21 protein-coding genes are annotated in these 17,533 nt (G+C 35.8%); 19 read left to right on the top strand and 2 right to left on the bottom strand.

Going from position 1 to position 17,533, the window contains the following annotated elements; all coding sequences use genetic code 11:
- A partial coding sequence (locus tag KTQ83_RS00530; protein WP_217255786.1) for a transposase occupies positions 1-231 on the bottom strand: 231 nt, incomplete at its 3' end.
- A gap of 189 nt (positions 232-420) precedes the next feature.
- Positions 421-684 (bottom strand): 30S ribosomal protein S20, encoded by a 264-nt coding sequence (gene rpsT / locus KTQ83_RS00525; RefSeq protein WP_003864936.1) that lies wholly within the window; start codon positions 682-684, stop codon positions 421-423.
- A 110-nt stretch (positions 685-794) separates the two neighbouring features.
- Between rpsT and fmt the strand changes: the two genes are divergently transcribed.
- The 19 genes from fmt to KTQ83_RS00430 all read left to right on the top strand — a co-directional run bounded on the left by fmt (position 795) and on the right by KTQ83_RS00430 (position 17,450).
- Entirely contained in the window at positions 795-1,724 is a 930-nt protein-coding gene (gene fmt / locus KTQ83_RS00520) for a methionyl-tRNA formyltransferase (protein WP_186998446.1), read from the top strand.
- 10 nt (positions 1,725-1,734) lie between these two features.
- Complete coding sequence (gene lepA, locus KTQ83_RS00515; protein WP_217255783.1) at positions 1,735-3,537, top strand: translation elongation factor 4; 1,803 nt, start codon at positions 1,735-1,737, stop codon at positions 3,535-3,537.
- Positions 3,537-4,616: a radical SAM family heme chaperone HemW gene (gene hemW / locus KTQ83_RS00510; RefSeq protein ID WP_217255782.1), complete on the top strand. Its 1,080-nt coding sequence runs from the start codon at positions 3,537-3,539 to the stop codon at positions 4,614-4,616. The genes lepA and hemW overlap by 1 nt, the downstream gene beginning before the upstream one ends.
- An 88-nt stretch (positions 4,617-4,704) precedes the next feature.
- Positions 4,705-4,971, top strand: a complete 267-nt coding sequence (gene rpsO, locus KTQ83_RS00505; protein WP_117923787.1) for a 30S ribosomal protein S15 — start codon at positions 4,705-4,707, stop codon at positions 4,969-4,971.
- 67 nt (positions 4,972-5,038) lie between these two features.
- The gene (gene pnp / locus KTQ83_RS00500) at positions 5,039-7,180 is read left to right on the top strand and encodes a polyribonucleotide nucleotidyltransferase (RefSeq protein ID WP_217255781.1); all 2,142 of its coding nucleotides are present in this window, start codon (positions 5,039-5,041) and stop codon (positions 7,178-7,180) included.
- A 74-nt stretch (positions 7,181-7,254) separates the two neighbouring features.
- A complete protein-coding gene (pepV, locus tag KTQ83_RS00495; RefSeq protein ID WP_117923791.1) occupies positions 7,255-8,643 on the top strand; it encodes a dipeptidase PepV in 1,389 nt (462 codons plus the stop codon).
- A 7-nt stretch (positions 8,644-8,650) separates the two neighbouring features.
- Positions 8,651-9,286 (top strand): tRNA (guanosine(46)-N7)-methyltransferase TrmB, encoded by a 636-nt coding sequence (gene trmB, locus KTQ83_RS00490; RefSeq protein WP_286162663.1) that lies wholly within the window; start codon positions 8,651-8,653, stop codon positions 9,284-9,286.
- Positions 9,279-9,617, top strand: coding sequence for a thioredoxin family protein (locus KTQ83_RS00485; RefSeq protein ID WP_117923795.1), 339 nt, complete (start codon positions 9,279-9,281; stop codon positions 9,615-9,617). The genes trmB and KTQ83_RS00485 overlap by 8 nt, the downstream gene beginning before the upstream one ends.
- Positions 9,611-10,279: a hypothetical protein gene (locus tag KTQ83_RS00480; protein WP_117923797.1), complete on the top strand. Its 669-nt coding sequence runs from the start codon at positions 9,611-9,613 to the stop codon at positions 10,277-10,279. Before KTQ83_RS00485 ends, KTQ83_RS00480 begins: the two co-directional genes overlap by 7 nt.
- Position 10,280: 1 nt before the next feature.
- Positions 10,281-11,588 carry a UDP-N-acetylmuramate--L-alanine ligase gene (locus KTQ83_RS00475; RefSeq protein ID WP_217255780.1) on the top strand — a complete coding sequence of 436 codons (1,308 nt, stop codon included), beginning with the start codon at positions 10,281-10,283 and terminating at the stop codon, positions 11,586-11,588.
- A 143-nt stretch (positions 11,589-11,731) separates the two neighbouring features.
- Positions 11,732-12,154 carry an arsenate reductase ArsC gene (locus KTQ83_RS00470; protein WP_217255779.1) on the top strand — a complete coding sequence of 141 codons (423 nt, stop codon included), beginning with the start codon at positions 11,732-11,734 and terminating at the stop codon, positions 12,152-12,154.
- Positions 12,155-12,417: 263 nt separating this feature from the next.
- Entirely contained in the window at positions 12,418-12,768 is a 351-nt protein-coding gene (locus KTQ83_RS00465) for a hypothetical protein (RefSeq protein WP_117923803.1), read from the top strand.
- 1 nt (position 12,769) lies between these two features.
- Positions 12,770-13,303, top strand: coding sequence for a hypothetical protein (locus KTQ83_RS00460; protein WP_217255778.1), 534 nt, complete (start codon positions 12,770-12,772; stop codon positions 13,301-13,303).
- Positions 13,304-13,305: 2 nt separating this feature from the next.
- Complete coding sequence (locus KTQ83_RS00455) at positions 13,306-14,313, top strand: LacI family DNA-binding transcriptional regulator (protein ID WP_117923807.1); 1,008 nt, start codon at positions 13,306-13,308, stop codon at positions 14,311-14,313.
- Positions 14,314-14,617: 304 nt separating this feature from the next.
- Positions 14,618-15,073, top strand: a complete 456-nt coding sequence (ybeY, locus tag KTQ83_RS00450; protein WP_117923899.1) for an rRNA maturation RNase YbeY — start codon at positions 14,618-14,620, stop codon at positions 15,071-15,073.
- Positions 15,054-15,401, top strand: a complete 348-nt coding sequence (locus KTQ83_RS00445) for a diacylglycerol kinase family protein (protein ID WP_186998438.1) — start codon at positions 15,054-15,056, stop codon at positions 15,399-15,401. The genes ybeY and KTQ83_RS00445 overlap by 20 nt, the downstream gene beginning before the upstream one ends.
- A 12-nt stretch (positions 15,402-15,413) precedes the next feature.
- On the top strand, positions 15,414-16,322 hold the full coding sequence (gene era / locus KTQ83_RS00440) for a GTPase Era (RefSeq protein ID WP_186998437.1): 909 nt from the start codon (positions 15,414-15,416) through the stop codon (positions 16,320-16,322).
- On the top strand, positions 16,312-17,034 hold the full coding sequence (gene recO, locus KTQ83_RS00435; protein ID WP_217255777.1) for a DNA repair protein RecO: 723 nt from the start codon (positions 16,312-16,314) through the stop codon (positions 17,032-17,034). Before era ends, recO begins: the two co-directional genes overlap by 11 nt.
- Positions 17,034-17,450 carry an HD domain-containing protein gene (locus tag KTQ83_RS00430; protein WP_117923816.1) on the top strand — a complete coding sequence of 139 codons (417 nt, stop codon included), beginning with the start codon at positions 17,034-17,036 and terminating at the stop codon, positions 17,448-17,450. Before recO ends, KTQ83_RS00430 begins: the two co-directional genes overlap by 1 nt.
- Positions 17,451-17,533 lie beyond the last annotated feature (83 nt).

Raw genomic sequence — 17,533 nt, 5'->3', positions numbered from 1 at the left:
CTTGCGCATAGAATTGATTCCAAACACGATATTTATGATAAGCATTTTAAAAAGAACCACAGGATCGATACTCGGTCTGCCGTGACGACTGTAAAGATGCTGAACTTTCGGATAAATAAACCGAAAATCAAGAGCTTCCTCCATCTTACGAACCAAATGATCCTGTGGTACTAATTCATCTAATGTATAGTAAATCATGCAATCTAATTTTGCATTGTTTCTGTTAGTCATAGCCATTGTGATATCCTCCATAAACCCTCTATAATTATATCATTTTTGGCATAATAAATGGCAGAAACGTCGACTATTTTGGGTTTATGAAGTACGTTTCTGCCACAGATATTCTATCAGATTTTAAAAAGACTGTCGACAGTCACTTTGTCAACAGTCTGAGAAGTCATATGACTTCTTAATCCTTCATTACGCGATTTCGTTAATAGCTTTTGCTAAACGTGCTTTTTGACGGCTAGCGTAGTTTTTGTGGTGAATACCTTTAGCTACGGCTTTGTCCAATTTTGAACTACAGTCGTTGTAAGCTGCTACAGCAGCTTCTTTATCTTTAGCATCAACAGCTGCTAATACAGCTTTAATACTTGATTTCAATGCTGATTTTTTAGATACGACTAATTTGTGAGCCTTGTTATTTGTTTTAACACGTTTCTTTTGAGATTTAATCTGTGGCATGAAGTGCACCTCCTGACATAAATTGCAAATGGATTATAGCAAAATTTCTGATTTATTGCAACACAACTTCAAAAAAATACGCTATAATACTCTAGTATTGGAGTGATATTATGGAAAATAGACGCATTATTTTTATGGGAACACCCAAAATTGCTAGTGTCGTATTAAAAACAATGTTAGAAAACGATATACATGTAGGCTTGGTGGTAACACAGCCGGATAAGAAAAAGGGTAGAAAACAACAGCTAATCTATTCAGAAGTCAAAGAAGTGGCTTTAGAATATGACATTCCTGTATTTCAGCCTGTTAAAATTAAGTCAGACTATCAAACGATTCTTGATTTTGCCCCTGATTTAATTGTGACATGTGCTTATGGACAAATTGTTCCTAAGGAAGTCTTAGATCTTCCAAAGTATGGTTGTGTGAACCTTCACGGTTCTTTGCTTCCTAAATATAGAGGGGGAGCCCCTATCCAAAGAGCTATTTGGAATGGTGATAAAGTAAGTGGAATGTCATTGATGAAAATGGCACCTAAAATGGATGCGGGACCTGTTTTAGCTCAAAAGGAAATTGAAATATTGCCTGAAGACAATTCTACATCTTTATTTGATAAAATGGCCATTTGTGCTGGAGAATTATTGCTTTCTCATTTTGAAGAGATTTGTTCAGGTAAGGCGGTCTATGTCGAACAAGATGAGAGTCAAGTTGTATTCTCTCCTGTCTTATCCAAAGAAGAAGAGCATATTGATTTAAATCAGGATGATGAACATATCTTGAATCAAATTCGTGCTTTTTCAGATGCACCAGGTGCTTATGTATTATTAAAAGGAAAGAAATTTAAAATCTTAAAGGCAAGTTATTTAAATGAAGAGAATTCGTTTGCCTCTTTAGTCAAGATTGGTAAAAACAAGCTAGGTATTGGACTTCATACAGGTACACTTGTGATTGAAACTTGTCAAATGGAAGGAAAGCCAGTCATGGATTGTGCAAGCTTCTTTAATGGACAGGGTCGTAACTTAGTCGGAAATATTGTAGAGTAGGGGGGAATCTATGGATCAAAAGAATGTTCGAAATTTTTGCATCATTGCACATATTGACCACGGAAAAAGTACGTTAGCCGATCGTATCTTAGAACTTACAGATACGGTAGAAAAGCGTGAAATGAAAGATCAGATTCTAGATTCAATGGATCTAGAAAGAGAGCGTGGTATCACCATTAAATTAAATGCCGTACAGCTTGTATATCATGCCAAAAATGGACAAGACTATTTGTTCCATCTTATTGATACACCAGGCCATGTCGACTTTACATATGAAGTGTCTCGCTCTTTAGCGGCTTGTGATGGGGCTATCTTAGTTGTCGATGCAGCTCAAGGCGTACAAGCACAGACTTTAGCTAATGTATATTTGGCATTAGAAAACGACTTGGAAATCTTGCCTGTATTAAATAAGGTGGATCTTCCTAGTGCCCAACCGGAAGTTGTAAAAAAAGAAATTGAAGACTTGATTGGATTAGATTGTAGTGAAGCGGTTGAAATCAGTGCTAAATCGGGATTGAATGTGGATAAAGTGCTAGAAGAAATCGTGCATAAATTACCAAGTCCAAAAGGGGATAAAGAAGCATCAACACAAGCTTTAGTCTTTGACTCTTTCTATGATTCCTATCGTGGAATCATTGCGTTTGTATCGGTAAAGAATGGAACAATCAAACCAAAAGATAAGATTCGCTTTATGGCAACCGGCGCTGAATATGAAGTCACAGAAGTGGGTGTTCGTACACCAAAAGAAGTTGTGGAAGACCAGTTGAACTGTGGAGATGTAGGATGGGTCAGTGCAGCCATTAAAAACATTGAAGATGTTCGTGTCGGTGATACGATTACAGTTGCATCCAATCCTGCAAGTGAGCCACTATCTGGATATCGTGAAATGCATCCAATGGTATATTGTGGTTTGTATCCTGTAGACAATGCGCGTTATGACGACTTAAAAGAAGCATTGTCCAAATTAAAATTAAACGATGCGGCTCTACACTATGAACCGGAAACATCACAAGCTTTAGGGTTTGGATTCCGATGCGGATTCTTAGGCTTATTACATATGGACGTAGTTGAAGAGCGTTTAGAGCGTGAATACAATCTTAGTTTGATCGCAACAAGTCCTTCCGTAATTTATCATGTCTATAAAACAGATGGTACTATGGAAGAAATTGATAACCCATCGGCTTTACCAGAACCTCAAAAAGTGGATCATATTGAGGAACCATATGTGAAGTGTGACATCATGGTGCCAAAAGAATTTGTGGGTCCGATGATGGATCTTTGTCAGAAAAAACGTGGTGAATATGTAGACCTTCAAGTTTTAGATGATGTTCGTATGATGATGGTTTACCAAATGCCATTAAGTGAAATTATTTATGATTTCTTTGATAAGATGAAATCTTGTACAAAAGGATATGCTAGTTTTGACTATGAATTTAGTGGATACCGTACAAGCAGTCTAGTAAAGATGGATATTTTATTAAATGGACAGATCGTCGATGCCCTATCTACGATTGTCTTTAGAGATTTTGCGTACAACCGCGGTAATGCGATGGCCGTAAAATTAAAAGACTTGATTCCTAAGCAGCAATTTGAAATTCCTGTGCAGGCAGCCATTGGTGGAAAGATCATTGCACGTACAAACATTAAGGCATTGCGTAAAAACGTATTGGCAAAATGTTATGGTGGAGATATCTCGCGTAAAAAGAAATTGTTAGAGAAACAAAAAGAAGGAAAGAAACGTATGAAGATGGTTGGATCGGTAGAGATTCCTCAAGAAGCCTTCATGGCCGTTTTAAGTATGGATGACGACTAATGGTACCATCAGCCTATGTACATATTCCGTTCTGTGATTCGATATGTGCGTATTGTGATTTTGTCCGTATTCAAAAAAATGAACAATTCTTTTCAAGTTGGAAAGAAAAGTTAATGCAAGAAATTCAAGAGTATAAGATTTCAAATCTTCATACTCTTTATTTTGGTGGAGGCACACCAAGTGTATTGAGTTTGGATGATTTTGCATCGATAAGAAATGGCTTTCCATCAAGTATTGATGAATTTACTGTAGAATGCAATCCCGAATCCTTAGATGAAGAAAAACTAGCATCTTATGTTTCTTTGGGAGTCAACCGTATTAGTTTGGGTGTACAAAGCTTTAATGATGATCTATTGAAAGTCTGTCGAAGAAGACATACATCCAATCAGGCTAAGAATGTGATTCGATGGATTCAAGAAAGTGGTATTCATAATTTCTCCATTGATTTAATTTTTGGACTTCCCAATCAAACAATGGAAGATGTGAAAAGAGATATTTTTACATTTTTAAGTTTAGATATACCACACTTATCCATCTATTCTTTACAGATCGAAGAAAATTCAATATTTGGAAAGACAGGTGTAGAGCCTTGTGATCCAGATCTTGAAGCGGATATGTTTGAATACATTACGAAAACACTTGAAGCAGCTGGGTATATTCATTATGAGATTTCTAGCTTTTGTAAGCCAGGCTATTATTCCAAACACAATTTAGCCTATTGGCAAGATAAAGACTTCTATGGCTTTGGCTGTGGCGCAAGTGGAAGAATTGATGGCATTCGTTATGATAATACGACAAGTTTAAAGCAGTATTGTTTGGAGGGTCCTTGTTCTACATATATTCCTGAACCACTATCTGAACGAGGTATGGATGCGATCATGATGGCATTGCGTACAAAGTTTGGATTGAATATAAGAGAATGGAATTTGAAATATCAGAATGATTTTAAAAATCATTATGCCACTGTATTAGATACGTATCATGAGTATTTTTGTTTTGAAGGGGAATGTATCTATTTAAATGATGCTGGACTTGAAATATTAAATACGATTCTAGTTGATTTTATGATGATAGAATGATATCATTTAATAGCTTTTGTACTGAGAGTCTGGAAACTTCCAACCTTTCGCTCGGTAGAAAAGGACTAATATACATGGAGGAAGAAAAATGTTATTAAAATCTGAAAAACAAGCAATTATGCAAGAGTATGCAGTACACGAAGGTGACACAGGTTCTCCTGAAGTTCAAATCGCTGTATTGACTGAAGAAATCAACCGTTTAACTGAACACTTCAAAGAACACAAACACGATTACCACTCACAACGTGGATTGATGAAAAAAGTTGGTCGTCGTAAAAAATTGTTAGCTTACTTGAAGGGTAAAGATTTAGACCGTTACAAAGCATTGATCGCTAAATTAGGTTTAAGAAAGTAATCGAAAAGATTACTTTTTTTTTATGCATTTATTTGATAGAATATAAAAGTATGATTGAGGTGAAAAAATGGCGAAACAAGAGTTTCATTTAGATTTTTGTGGTCGGGGGATCACAGTAGAAACTGGTGAAATCGCAAAACAGGCTGATGGAGCCGTTATTATCCGTTATGGAGATACGGTGACTTTATCAACTGCATGTGCATCAAACCAGGCAAAAGAAGGGATTGACTTTTTCCCTTTGACAGTAAGTTTTGAAGAAAAATTATATTCTGTTGGAAAAATTCCAGGAGGATTTTTACGTCGTGAAGGAAGACCAAGCGAACATGCGACATTAACAGCGCGTATGATCGACCGTCCAATCCGCCCTTTATTTGCGGAAGGATTCCGTAATGAAGTACAGGTTGTCAACACGGTATTAAGTGTAGATCAAGATGCAAGTCCTGAAATGGCAGCTATGTTTGGTGCTTCATTGGCATTATGTATTTCAGATATTCCATTCAATGGACCAATCGCAGGTGTTAAAGTTGGACGTATCAATGGAGAATTGGTTGCCAACCCTACAGTGGCTCAAATGGAAGAAAGTGATATCGATTTAACTGTTGCGGGTACTGCACAAGCTTTAAACATGGTTGAAGCTGGTGCTAAAGAAGTTAGCGAAGAAGATATGCTTGCGGCATTGATGTTTGGACATGAACAAATCAAAAAATTATGTGCATTCCAAGAAGAAATCGTAGCCGCTTGTGGTAAAGAAAAACGTGAAATTGAATTGTATGCTGTAGATGAAACAATCAATAGTGAAGTTCGTGCAAACTTTGAAGCACAAATTCGTGCAGCTGTATCGATTAAAGAAAAATTAGAGCGTTACGGAAAAATTGATGATTTAACAGATGAAGCAGCCCAAATGATCGCAAACAAAGAATATGAATCTGAAAAAGATCAAAACAATGCGGTGAAACAAGCTCGTGAAATCTGTCGTGGTATTGAAGCAGACGAAGTACGTCGTTTGATCATTGAAGACAAAGTACGTCCAGATGGCCGTCAAATCGATGAAATCCGTCCATTGAACTCACAAGTGGATTTACTTCCTCGTGTTCATGGTTCGGCTTTATTTACTCGTGGAGAAACACAGGTATTATCTACAACTACATTGGGTGCATTAAATGACAACCAGATTATCGATGACTTAACTGTTGTCGATTCAAAACGTTTCATGCACCACTATAACTTCCCACCATATTGTGTTGGTGAAACTGGACGTATGGGAAATCCAGGACGTCGTGAAATTGGCCATGGTGCCTTAGGTGAAAGAGCTTTAGCTCAAGTGTTACCAAGTGTAGATGAATTCCCATATACAATTCGTACAGTAGCGGATGTTATGGAAAGTAACGGATCTAGTTCTCAGGCAAGTATTTGTGCAGGAACAATGTCTTTAATGGCTGCTGGTGTTCCAATCAAAGCACCTGTTGCGGGAATTGCGATGGGATTGATCATGGATGATAATTCAGGTAAATATACTGTTTTAACAGATATCCAAGGTATGGAAGACCACTTTGGAGATATGGACTTTAAGGTTGCCGGAACGAAAAATGGTATCACAGCTTTACAGATGGATATCAAAGTAACAGGTATTACTAAAAATATCTTCGAAGAAGCATTGGCACAAGCTCACAAGGCACGTTTAGAAATCTTAGATAACATGTTGGCATGTATCTCAAGTCCAAGAGAACAATTGAGTCCATATGCACCTAAGATTGCGATGATGAACATTGATCCAGATAAGATTAAAGATGTAATCGGACCTGGTGGAAAAATGATCAACGAAATCATTGCACAATGTGACAATGTAAAAATTGATATTGATGATGATGGAAAAGTAGTCATCTACCACAATGATTACGATACAATCGAAAAGGCGAAACAAATGATTAGTGACATCGTACGTGTTGCCAAAGTTGGAGATGTATATGCAGCTAAAGTTGTTCGTCTTGAAAAATTCGGTGCTTTCGTGAACTTGTTTGGTAATACAGATGGTTTATTACACATTTCTAAGATTTCTCACCACCGTGTAGATAAAGTAGAAGACGTGTTAAAACTTGGCGATATCATCGATGTTAAGGTTACAGAAATCGACAATAAGGGTCGTATCAATGTAAGTGCAAAAGCTTTACTTCCAAAACCTAAAACAGAAGAAGAAAAAACAGAAGCGTAAAAGTTAGGAACTCGTTAAAAACGAGTTCTTTTTTCTTGACTATGTGGTAAAATAGTTGGGTAGAGGTGAAAATTATGGATTTTAATACAGAAGTACTTAAATATAAAGACGATTTCTTAAAAGACTTAAATACACTTGTATCATATGAAAGTGTTCGTGATGAATCAACGAAAGCTGAAAATGCTCCTTTTGGAAAAAACTGTCGTGACGTATTGGATGCCATGTTAGATATGGCTAAGCGTGATGGCTTTGAAACCAAAGACATTGATGGATATGCAGGCGTTGTTGAATATGGTCAAGGAGAAGAAACATTTGGTGTTTTAGGACACTTGGACATTGTGCCACTAGGCGAAGGATGGACAAAAGATCCTTTAAAAGTAACATTAGAAAATGGCTACATCTTTGGACGTGGTGTTATGGATGATAAAGGTCCTGCATTAGCTGGATACTATGCATTAAAGATGATTCGTGACTTAAACATTCCTTTGAAAAAAAGAGTCATGTTGATTACGGGATGCGATGAAGAATCAGGTATGGAATGTATGAACTACTATGTTGATCATGCCGAAGTTCCACAAATGGGATTTGTACCAGATGCCAATTTCCCAGTTATTTATGGTGAAAAAGGTGGCTTACATGTTGGCTTAGTAAGTAGTGATGCAACTGTCATCAAGAAACTTCATGCGGGAAGCCGTCCAAATATCGTGATTGGTAAAGCTGATGTCACAGTGGATGTCATGAGTTATCAACAAGAAGATTTATTTAAATTTTATTGTGCTACGCAAGGCGTTAAGGGTTCCATCAAAAGAAGTGAAGATGGTGTAACTTTACATATTGATGGTGCATTTGCGCATGCAGCTATGCCATATAATGGTGTAAATGCCGCCGTCTTATTGTTGAACTTTATTGGTGAAGCCTATAATGATCAACTTTCAAAAGATTTATATTTCTTACTAAAAGACTGGATGGGTAAACCAGTAGGTATTGAAAAAGATGGTTTATATATGTCTTTCTTGACAATGAATACGGGTATTGTCAATATGGAAAACAATGAAACAGACATCTTAATTGATATTCGTTATCCAAATGATACAAATGCCGATGAAATCATGTCAAAATTTGATGCAACTTGTGCAAACTTGACTTCAAATATCAAAGCAGAAAATCGTGGAGATTCAACACCATTATTCGTAGACCCAGATTCTCGTTTAGTGAAAGATTTAATGAGTGTCTACCAAAAATACACAGGAGATACTTTCTCTTGTCCAATCACAATTGGTGGTGGAACGTATGCTCGTAAATTTGAAAATTTTGTATCTTATGGACCAGAACTTCCAAATGAAGTGATAGAAACCGATGCTTTTGTAGGAGGATGTCACCAACGCGATGAAGGTATTAAATTAGATAACTTATTACAAGCTATCTGTATTTATGCCGATGCGATCGTGGCATTGTGCAGCTAATATGAGAATGCGTAAAGTAAAGTGGGCAACAGACTATTTGCCTACTGCGAGTTGTTTAGTAAAAGAACCATCTAAACAAGCAGGAAACTGGAAAAAGCTATTGGATACAGATACTTTACATATCGAAATTGGATGTGGTAAAGGAAACTATTCTTTAGATATGGCTAAGATGTATCCAGATACTGGATTTATTGCGATTGAAAAGAATGAGAGTGCTGCAGGTATTGCCGCAAAAAAATACGATGAGGATACAGAAAAGAAACGTTTGAAACTGATTCAAGAAGATGCGAGTTCCATTGGAGAATGGTTTGGTCCGCGTGAAGTGGATGTGATCCATTTGAATTTCTCGGATCCATGGCCTAAAAAGCGCTATGCGAAAAGACGTTTATCCAGCGCTACTTTTTTAGATCAATACAAGCGTATTTTATCTTTCAATGGTGAAATCCAAATGAAAACCGATAACAGTGCTTTATTTGAGTATAGCTTGATTGAATTTCAAAATGCTGGTTTTAAGATGGTTGAAATCAGTGTAGATTATCGTCGTGAAAAACATGATGAAGATGCGATTACAGAATATGAACAAAAATTCATTTCTTTAGGTCAACCAATTTATCGTTGTGTTTGGAGATATGCACATGACTGAACTTCGTAATAAAGATGAATTTTTAAACGCATTAACAAATTCAGGCATTCAAGTGATGATGTTTACGGCATTTTGGTGTCCAGACTGTATGTACATCAAACCTTTCTTGCCTGAAATTGAAGAGCAATTTAGTGATTTACAGTTCTATTCTTTAAATCGTGATCATTGTATGGATATTGCGATTGAATATGAAGTGATGGGTATTCCTAGCTTTATATGTTTCAAGGATGGAAAAGAAATATCAAGATTTGTTTCTACACTTCGCAAGACAAAAGAAGAAATAGAAGCATTTCTGAATCAGACAATAGAAAGTGAGAAGGAAATATGTTAAAGGATTTAATGCATGCGATCTTCAATGAAGATGTTGAAGAAGACGATGAAGAAGAAGTCGTAGAAGAACCTGCGAAACAAGAAGAAGTAACACCTGAACCTGTTGTTGCAGAGCCACAAGTTCAAGAAGAAGAAGTTGTAAAGCCAGAGCCAATTTTAAAGGAAGCAGAAAGCTCTATTGAAACGGATCCTGAAAACTTTATGAATTCTCCTATTTTTGAAAAGGCGATTATTCAACCTAAGCCTAAGAAAACAACAATTTTCCAAGGCTTAGATGTCGATTCGATTGCGCAAGAAGAGGCAAAACCGAAACAAAAAGTGTATAAATATGATCGTCATAAATCCGTAAAAGTACGTCGTGTTGCCGAAGATTTAGATTATCAACCAGTCATTTCTCCAATCTTTGGAAATGTGGAAGATTCTAAAAAAGAATTTGATAAAGTGCACGATGCGATTACGTTAAACAAACCAGAAGATGAAGATTTCTCAAAGATCTTATCTCCAATGTATGGAACATACTTACCAAGTATGCAGCCTGCGGATTCCATTCCTGAATACAAGGTTGAAGGATCAAAGAAAAATATGAATCTTTCTGAAATGTTAGAGAAGCCAAAAAAGGAAACCAACAAACAAGAATCGTTATTTGACAAAGAAGGTGAATAAAATGGCTTATCATTTTATTGGTATTAAAGGAACAGGTATGGCTGCCTTGGCATGTATCTTACATGATGAACATAAAGAGGTCACAGGTAGTGATATCGATAAATATATCTTTACAGAAGATGGATTAAGAGCACGTCATATTCCAATCTATTCGTTCAGTTCTGCTAACATCAAGGACAATGACACAGTGATCATTGGTTTATCTTTTGATCAAACGCATCCGGAAGTGAAAGCAGCGATGGACAATCCAACTGTAAAAACATATTATTATAATGAATACTTAGGTATTTTATTAGAGTCATACAGTTCCATCTGTGTTGCGGGAACGCATGGTAAGTCCACAACAACAGGTATTTTAGGCCAAGTTCTTTCTTTACAAGATGAATGTGCATACTTAATTGGAGATGGCCATGGCTATATGCCAGAACATGCCAACCATTTTGTATTAGAATCTTGTGAATTTCAAAGACATTTCTTGGCATATCATCCAGATTATGCGATCATCACGAATATTGAATTGGATCACATTGACTACTATAAAGATATGGATGATTATGTATCGGCATTCCAAAGTTTTGCAAACCAAGTCAAAAAAAGCATTGTCATCTTTGGGGATGATGAACACCTTAAAAATCTACACTACAATGTGCCAGTAACTACATATGGTTTAAAGGATGGCAATGATTATCAAGCCATTCATATAGAACAAGGCCCATTTGGTATGCATTTTGATTGTAAGCATAATGGTGAAATTCTAGCTCACGTTGAATTAAATGAAGTGGGAGATGCCTTTATGCAGGATGCCTTAGGATGTTTTGCGCTAGCCCATATGTTAGGTATGCCAGCCGATATCATTGTACAAGGCTTACAAGACTACAAAGGAATCGCTCGTCGATTTGTGATTGATGAAGTCAAGGATAGTGTATTAGTCGATGACTATGCACACCATCCAACAGCGATTCGTCTAATGATTGATGCAGTTCGTAAAAAATATCCAAAAAAGAAAATCGTAGCGTTATATAAACCAGATCGTTATTCACGTCTACAATATTTCTTGGATGACTTTGCGAAGAGTTTAAATACAGCGGATCAAGTATGTTTACTGGATTTCCCTAAAAATGCCGTAAGAGAAGATGAAACAATCACAGTCACAATTCAAGATTTAATGGATCGTTGTCCTAATGCGATTTTATTAGATGTAGATGATGCTTCAGCTGAAAAGTTAAAAGAATTAGCTCCAGCAGCCTTCGTCTTTATGTCTAGTAAGGACATCTACTTATTGAGAGATAAATTAGAAAAAATCTTATAAGAGTATCTAAGGATAAAAGTCTATACCTTTTCATTAGGATATAGGCTTTTTGTTCTGTTAAGACAGAAGAAGTGAAATCATATCCTATGGAAAAACATTGACCTAAGACGAAGCTAAAAACTAGGAAAGGTGGGTATGTATTTATGAAAAAACCAAAGGTGGCTTTTATCTGCGTACATAATTCGTGTCGTAGTCAAATTGCGGAAGCATTGTCAAAACATCTTTCTTCAAGTGTATTTGAAAGCTATTCCGCTGGAACAGAAACAAAACCACAAATCAATCAAGATGCCGTACGTTTAATGAAAGACATGTATCAAATAGACATGGAAAAAACACAATATTCCAAACTGTTGTCAGAAATACCGCAAGTAGATATTGTGATCACAATGGGATGTAATGTAAATTGTCCTGCAATTCCATGCAAATATAGAGAAGATTGGGGATTGAGTGATCCTACCGGAAAAAATGATGTGGAGTTTTCAAAAGCCATTCACTCCATTCATACGAAAATACTTGAATTAACAGAGAAAATAATAAAGGATGAGCTGATTTCAAAGAAAATATGAAAAAACAACATGGTCATACATCGATTTAAGCATATCCTGTTTTGAAGAGTATAGAGATATGTGAGTGTTAAATGAAAGCCTGCGTTTATGGTGAACATGTTCATCATTTCCCTAAATTTTGCGTCTAGAATGTATTTTATGGAAGTGTTTGAGTAATTCGACACTTCCTTTATTATTTGTAGCGTTTACACACTTGTGAAAAAAGTTTCAAAATAAATAGATAAGTTAGAAAGTTCATGTTATAATCTTTCTGAGGTGGTATTGTGAGTTTAGATATCTTTATGAGTACATTAGCTCGTGCATTTTCATATGTGTTACCCATCGTTGGTGTCATCGCATTAATTTATATGATTCTTTTTTTGAAACAATTGATTGAAACTTTAAAACAAGTTTCAAAAACATTGGATACGGCCAATGATCAATTGAAAAAACTAGATGCGCCATTAAAAACGGCAGAAAATATTTCAAATACGGTGGATGAGATAAATCAAACCGCAAAAGAAGCGTTTATAAATGTGGTTGGTGCGTTCAGTGAAAATGTACAAAATGCCAAAGACTGGTTTCAAAGTAAAAAAACTGGAAAAGAAAGCATAGAAACAAAGGAGGATGAATGACATGGATGAAAAACAATTAATTGATGATTTAGAAAAAGAATCGATGCTAGAGCTTGAAGTAATGCATGAATCCGAAAATACAGATAATGAAAGAATTATTGAGGATGCCAAGAGCAAAATCGAAAAATTATTCGATGATGTGCGTGACTTATTAAAGGATGCTTCAGATCCTGAAAAGGTTAAGGAAGCATTATCGCAGGCAAAAGATGATGTGAAAGATATTCTTTCTTCGACAAAGGATAAAGTGGTTGAAGTAAGTGAAAGTGAACAATTTAAACAGACAATGACAGCTGGAAAAGAATTCTTACAGGGTACAGCTGGATTGGTTGTTGATGGCTTTAAATATGGAAAAGAAACACTAAGAAAAAATGATTCTTTGCGCAAGGTGATTGATAAGGCGGATGAAAAAGTCGATGAAATTCGTACGAATGATTCTGTTATTCGTGCCGTTGATAAAGCAGAAGAAGTAACGGGTAAAGCTACCGAAGCATTGTTTAGTGGATTAAAGAAGATTTTTAATAAGGGGGACGAATAGGAATGAAACGAATTACCATTTATGATGTTGCCAAAGAAGCCGATGTCTCATTGGCAACTGTATCACGTGTTATTAATGATAGTAATGTAGTGCGTGAAGATACACGTATGCGTGTTCAACAAGCGATTGAAAAATTGGGTTATAAACCAAATGCGATTGCGCAAGGTTTAGCATTGTCTAAAACTACGACAATTTCAATCGTAATGAGCGAGAAATTGTTTGCGTACAACGCAAAAATCTTGAATGGTTTGATGGATGTCGCAAAAATCTATAACTACAACATCATGTTCCATACAACAAGCAAGGGAATTTCAAAAATGCAGGATGTGATTGAATCTATTATTAAATCACGTGTCGATGGTGTTATCTTGTTTAACGACAACTTCTCAGAAGATGAAATGGAAGTTTTACATGAATACCAAATTCCAATGGTTGTAGTTGGAAGTAAATTAAAAGGCCAAAAGATTGGTAACGTTGGAAATGTATATATCAACTTCGAACGTATGGCTTATGAATTTGTGAATGAATGCTTCGAAAAGGGCATTGATGATATCTCTATGGTAGAAGATAAATTGAATCTTTCTATGATGGAACAATTAAAAGCGGGTGTAGATCGTGCTTATGCAGAAAAAGGATTGGTATTTGATAAGTATGTTACATACGATGATAGCTACAAATCAAGCTACACATTCTTATCAGACTACTACAAGAACCACAAGCCAAGTCGTATGGTCATCACATTCCGTGATTCTCAGGCCATCGCTTTAATGAACGCATGTAAAGAATGCGGATATTCAATTCCAGATGACACAGAACTTGTATGTATCTTGAACTCAAAATATTTGACAATGATGCGTCCAACAATTTCAACTTACAACATTCCTGAATATGATTTAGGAGCTGTTGCGATGCGTTTACTAACTAAGATGTTAGTGGAAGATGAGACGGTTAAACAGAACAAAGATATTGAAATTTCATTCTCAAAATTATTTAGAGAAACTACAAAGTAAGAGTTCGTTTTGAACTCTTTTTTTATATTAAGATTTTGGTATCAGAACAGGATCAGAAGTTTATGATATCTTACTGGATGATAGATACATAGATCATGGATGAAATTCTGAAGTATTTATAAAAATGCATATAATAAAAACTTCATCAATAAAGAATGAATGAATCGGAATATCGAATGATTCAGAAAGATGGAGTGGATATCGAAATGTTACCGGACGACTTGAAACAAACCGGCACGTTATTTAGATGTGTGATTTTTTCGAAAAAAAAGTTTTTTTTCTTGGTTTAGTGTATAATCAAGGCATGGAAATAATTTTTACAAATAACGCAAAAGATAGAAGTGTCTATCGATACAAAAAAGATTTTGAAATGATATTAGAACGTGCCTGCAAGGTGTTAGACAGAAAGGGAGACTGGAGTTTATCGGTAATTTATGTAACACCTGAACAGATTCACGAAATTAATCGTGACTATCGTAATGTTGACCGTCCTACAGATGTCATTAGCTTTGCGATTCAAGATGATATGAGTGATATGTGGATTGAAGAAGACCAATATGAACTTGGTGATATTTTCATCAATGTGCAAGCGATTCGTGATCAAGCTAAAGCCTATGGTCATTCGATTCGTCGTGAAGCATGTTTCTTATTCTGCCATGGATTACTTCATTTAATGGGATATGATCACATGAAGGAAGAGGATGAAAAGGTGATGTTTGCTTTACAGGATGAGATCTTAGATGAATTGGTTCAAAGGTAGATTTAAATATGCTTTTCAAGGCCTGTTTTACGCTTTCACTTGTGATCGCAGTATTCGTCTTCAAGGCATCTTTGGATTGATTGTCATATTGTGCGGCATTCTCTTTCATTGTTCACTAAATGAGTGGATGATGTTGATTTTCGCCATTGGTTTAGTATGGTTTAGTGAAATCATCAATTCGTGTATTGAAAGATGCGTTGATTATATTTCTCTTGAACATACAGAACAAGCCAAACATATTAAGGATATGGCCGCAGGAGCTGTCTTTATTATCAGCATGCTTGCCGCATGTATTGGGCTTTATGTATTTTTGCCCAAACTATTTTAAAACGGAGGTAAAATGAGTAATTATAAATCAGGATTTATTGCGATCGTAGGAAGACCCAATGCAGGAAAATCAACATTGTTGAATGCATTGTTAAAAGAAAAAATCGCAATCATGTCGGACAAACCGAATACGACAAGAAACAATATTTCGGGTATTTTGACAAATGAAGATTGTCAATATGTGTTTGTAGATACACCGGGTATTCATAAGCCGCAACAACAACTTGGACGCGTCTTAAATAAGAATGCCTATTCAGCAATGGAAGATTGTGACGTGATCGGATGGATCGTAGATGGCTCTCAAGCCTTTGGAACTGGAGATTCATTCATCTTAAAACGTATTGAAACATTACATAAACCGGTTGTATTGATCATGAATAAGATTGATAAGCTTGGTAAGGAACAATTATTAAAGCGTTTGATGTATTGGCAGAAACAATATGACTTTAATGATATTGTTCCAATCAGTGCTTTGGATAAAGACAATCTCGAAGAGTTATTGAAGGTGTTCAAAGGGTATTTGCCAGAAGGCGAGCCAATGTTTCCTGAAGAAATGAAATCGGATCATGATATTAATTTTAGAATGTGTGAAATTGTTCGTGAAAAGATCTTATTTAAAACACATGAGGAAATCCCTCATAGTGTAGCGGTTATTTTAGAGCGTAAAGAAAAACGTGGCAACCGCATGTATCTTCTAATGATGGTGGTAGTCGATCGTGAATCACAGAAGGGAATCTTGATTGGTAAACAAGCGAGTATGATTCGTTCGATTCGTTTAGATGCACAAAAGGAATTAAAAGATATGCTCGGATGCAGTGTGGATTTGGAACTCTTTGTGCGTGTCGAAAAGAATTGGCGTAATCACGAAAACAAGATCAAAGAATTCGGTTTAGACGAATTAGAACAAATCGATGAAGACTAAGATTCAGGCACTTGTATTAAGTGTTGGTGAATACAAAGATAAGGATGGCTTAGTCAAAGTATTGACGACAGATTCCATTTTAACTTTATACGCTAGAGGACTGTTCAAACCCAATTCTAAGAATTTGCGGCTTGTACAGCCCTTTTCTTATAATGAATTCATGATCGAAGATAAGACGAAAATGCCCTTATTACTACAAGGACAAACTATTCATTATTACTATCACATTCAAGAAGATCTGTTTAAATCGAGTTGTTGTTTTGTATTGCACGACTTGATTTCTAAAACTAAAAAAGAAGAGAATTTATTCAATATAGTATTGGATTGTTGGAACGCAGCCGACAAAGACTTAGATGATTTTTATTTCTGGGCCTGCATCATTCTAAAATATTGTATTGAACAAGAAGGGATCCAACCGTTTATCCAAGGGTGTGTACATTGTGAAAGCACAAGAGTCGAAACTCTTTCTGTAAAAGATGGTGGATTCTTATGCGAAAAGTGTAATCACAATCAATATCTAAAATGGAGTGTAGAACAATTAAAGAAATATCGCGCTCTATTTAGGTGCAAAGAAGAAAACTTAGAGTATGTTAAAGATCATTTCAATTTCAATCTTGATGACTTAATCTATCTAGCCAAATGGATGGAGTATCATACTCATAAGAATTATCCAAGCATTCGCTTTTTAGAAAGTATACGAGGTTTTAAGTAATGTTTCATGAATTAGCATTTCAAATCGCAAAAAAGGCACATTCTAAACAAGTGGATAAAGCAGGGAAAGATTATATCTTGCATCCGATGAAAGTGGCTTCTTATATGGATACGGATACAGAAAAGGCAGTTGCGTATTTGCATGATGTATTAGAAGATACAAATGTCACAGAAGATGAATTGAGAAATATGTTCCCAAATGAAATCGTAGATGGTGTAATTACATTAACGCATAGAAAAGATGAATCTTATTTTGAATATATATCTAGAGTATCTACATCAAAGTTAGCTAAAAAGATAAAGGTTGCAGACCTTTTACATAACTTGGATATCACAAGAATCAAAGAACCCACAAAACAAGATTATCAAAGGCTAGAGAAGTACAAGAAAGCGATTCTATATCTTGCGACGCACTAGTTTTGTGGTACAAAACATATGAAAATAAGAGAACCTATTTTTAAGTGGTTGATTAAAAACAGGTCATGAGAAATCATGGCTTT

Origin of the sequence: Holdemanella porci (genome assembly GCF_019052655.1) — a bacterium.
Taxonomy (GTDB): Bacteria; Bacillota_I; Bacilli_A; order Erysipelotrichales; family Erysipelotrichaceae; genus Holdemanella; species Holdemanella hominis.
This window is presented reverse-complemented; position numbering and strand designations above follow the sequence as displayed.

What these genes read in the sequence shown, in the direction of transcription:
- KTQ83_RS00430 (WP_117923816.1), top strand. Translation starts at nt 17,034, where the DNA reads ATGTTTCATGAATTAGCATTTCAAATCGCAAAAAAGGCACATTCTAAA.
- KTQ83_RS00460 (WP_217255778.1), top strand. Translation starts at nt 12,770, where the DNA reads ATGGATGAAAAACAATTAATTGATGATTTAGAAAAAGAATCGATGCTA.
- hemW (WP_217255782.1), top strand. Translation starts at nt 3,537, where the DNA reads ATGGTACCATCAGCCTATGTACATATTCCGTTCTGTGATTCGATATGT.
- KTQ83_RS00485 (WP_117923795.1), top strand. Translation starts at nt 9,279, where the DNA reads ATGACTGAACTTCGTAATAAAGATGAATTTTTAAACGCATTAACAAAT.
- recO (WP_217255777.1), top strand. Translation starts at nt 16,312, where the DNA reads ATGAAGACTAAGATTCAGGCACTTGTATTAAGTGTTGGTGAATACAAA.
- KTQ83_RS00470 (WP_217255779.1), top strand. Translation starts at nt 11,732, where the DNA reads ATGAAAAAACCAAAGGTGGCTTTTATCTGCGTACATAATTCGTGTCGT.
- pnp (WP_217255781.1), top strand. Translation starts at nt 5,039, where the DNA reads ATGGCGAAACAAGAGTTTCATTTAGATTTTTGTGGTCGGGGGATCACA.
- rpsO (WP_117923787.1), top strand. Translation starts at nt 4,705, where the DNA reads ATGTTATTAAAATCTGAAAAACAAGCAATTATGCAAGAGTATGCAGTA.
- KTQ83_RS00480 (WP_117923797.1), top strand. Translation starts at nt 9,611, where the DNA reads ATGTTAAAGGATTTAATGCATGCGATCTTCAATGAAGATGTTGAAGAA.
- era (WP_186998437.1), top strand. Translation starts at nt 15,414, where the DNA reads ATGAGTAATTATAAATCAGGATTTATTGCGATCGTAGGAAGACCCAAT.
- lepA (WP_217255783.1), top strand. Translation starts at nt 1,735, where the DNA reads ATGGATCAAAAGAATGTTCGAAATTTTTGCATCATTGCACATATTGAC.
- KTQ83_RS00455 (WP_117923807.1), top strand. Translation starts at nt 13,306, where the DNA reads ATGAAACGAATTACCATTTATGATGTTGCCAAAGAAGCCGATGTCTCA.
- fmt (WP_186998446.1), top strand. Translation starts at nt 795, where the DNA reads ATGGAAAATAGACGCATTATTTTTATGGGAACACCCAAAATTGCTAGT.
- pepV (WP_117923791.1), top strand. Translation starts at nt 7,255, where the DNA reads ATGGATTTTAATACAGAAGTACTTAAATATAAAGACGATTTCTTAAAA.
- ybeY (WP_117923899.1), top strand. Translation starts at nt 14,618, where the DNA reads ATGGAAATAATTTTTACAAATAACGCAAAAGATAGAAGTGTCTATCGA.
- trmB (WP_286162663.1), top strand. Translation starts at nt 8,651, where the DNA reads ATGCGTAAAGTAAAGTGGGCAACAGACTATTTGCCTACTGCGAGTTGT.
- rpsT (WP_003864936.1), bottom strand. Translation starts at nt 684, where the DNA reads ATGCCACAGATTAAATCTCAAAAGAAACGTGTTAAAACAAATAACAAG.
- KTQ83_RS00445 (WP_186998438.1), top strand. Translation starts at nt 15,054, where the DNA reads ATGAATTGGTTCAAAGGTAGATTTAAATATGCTTTTCAAGGCCTGTTT.
- KTQ83_RS00475 (WP_217255780.1), top strand. Translation starts at nt 10,281, where the DNA reads ATGGCTTATCATTTTATTGGTATTAAAGGAACAGGTATGGCTGCCTTG.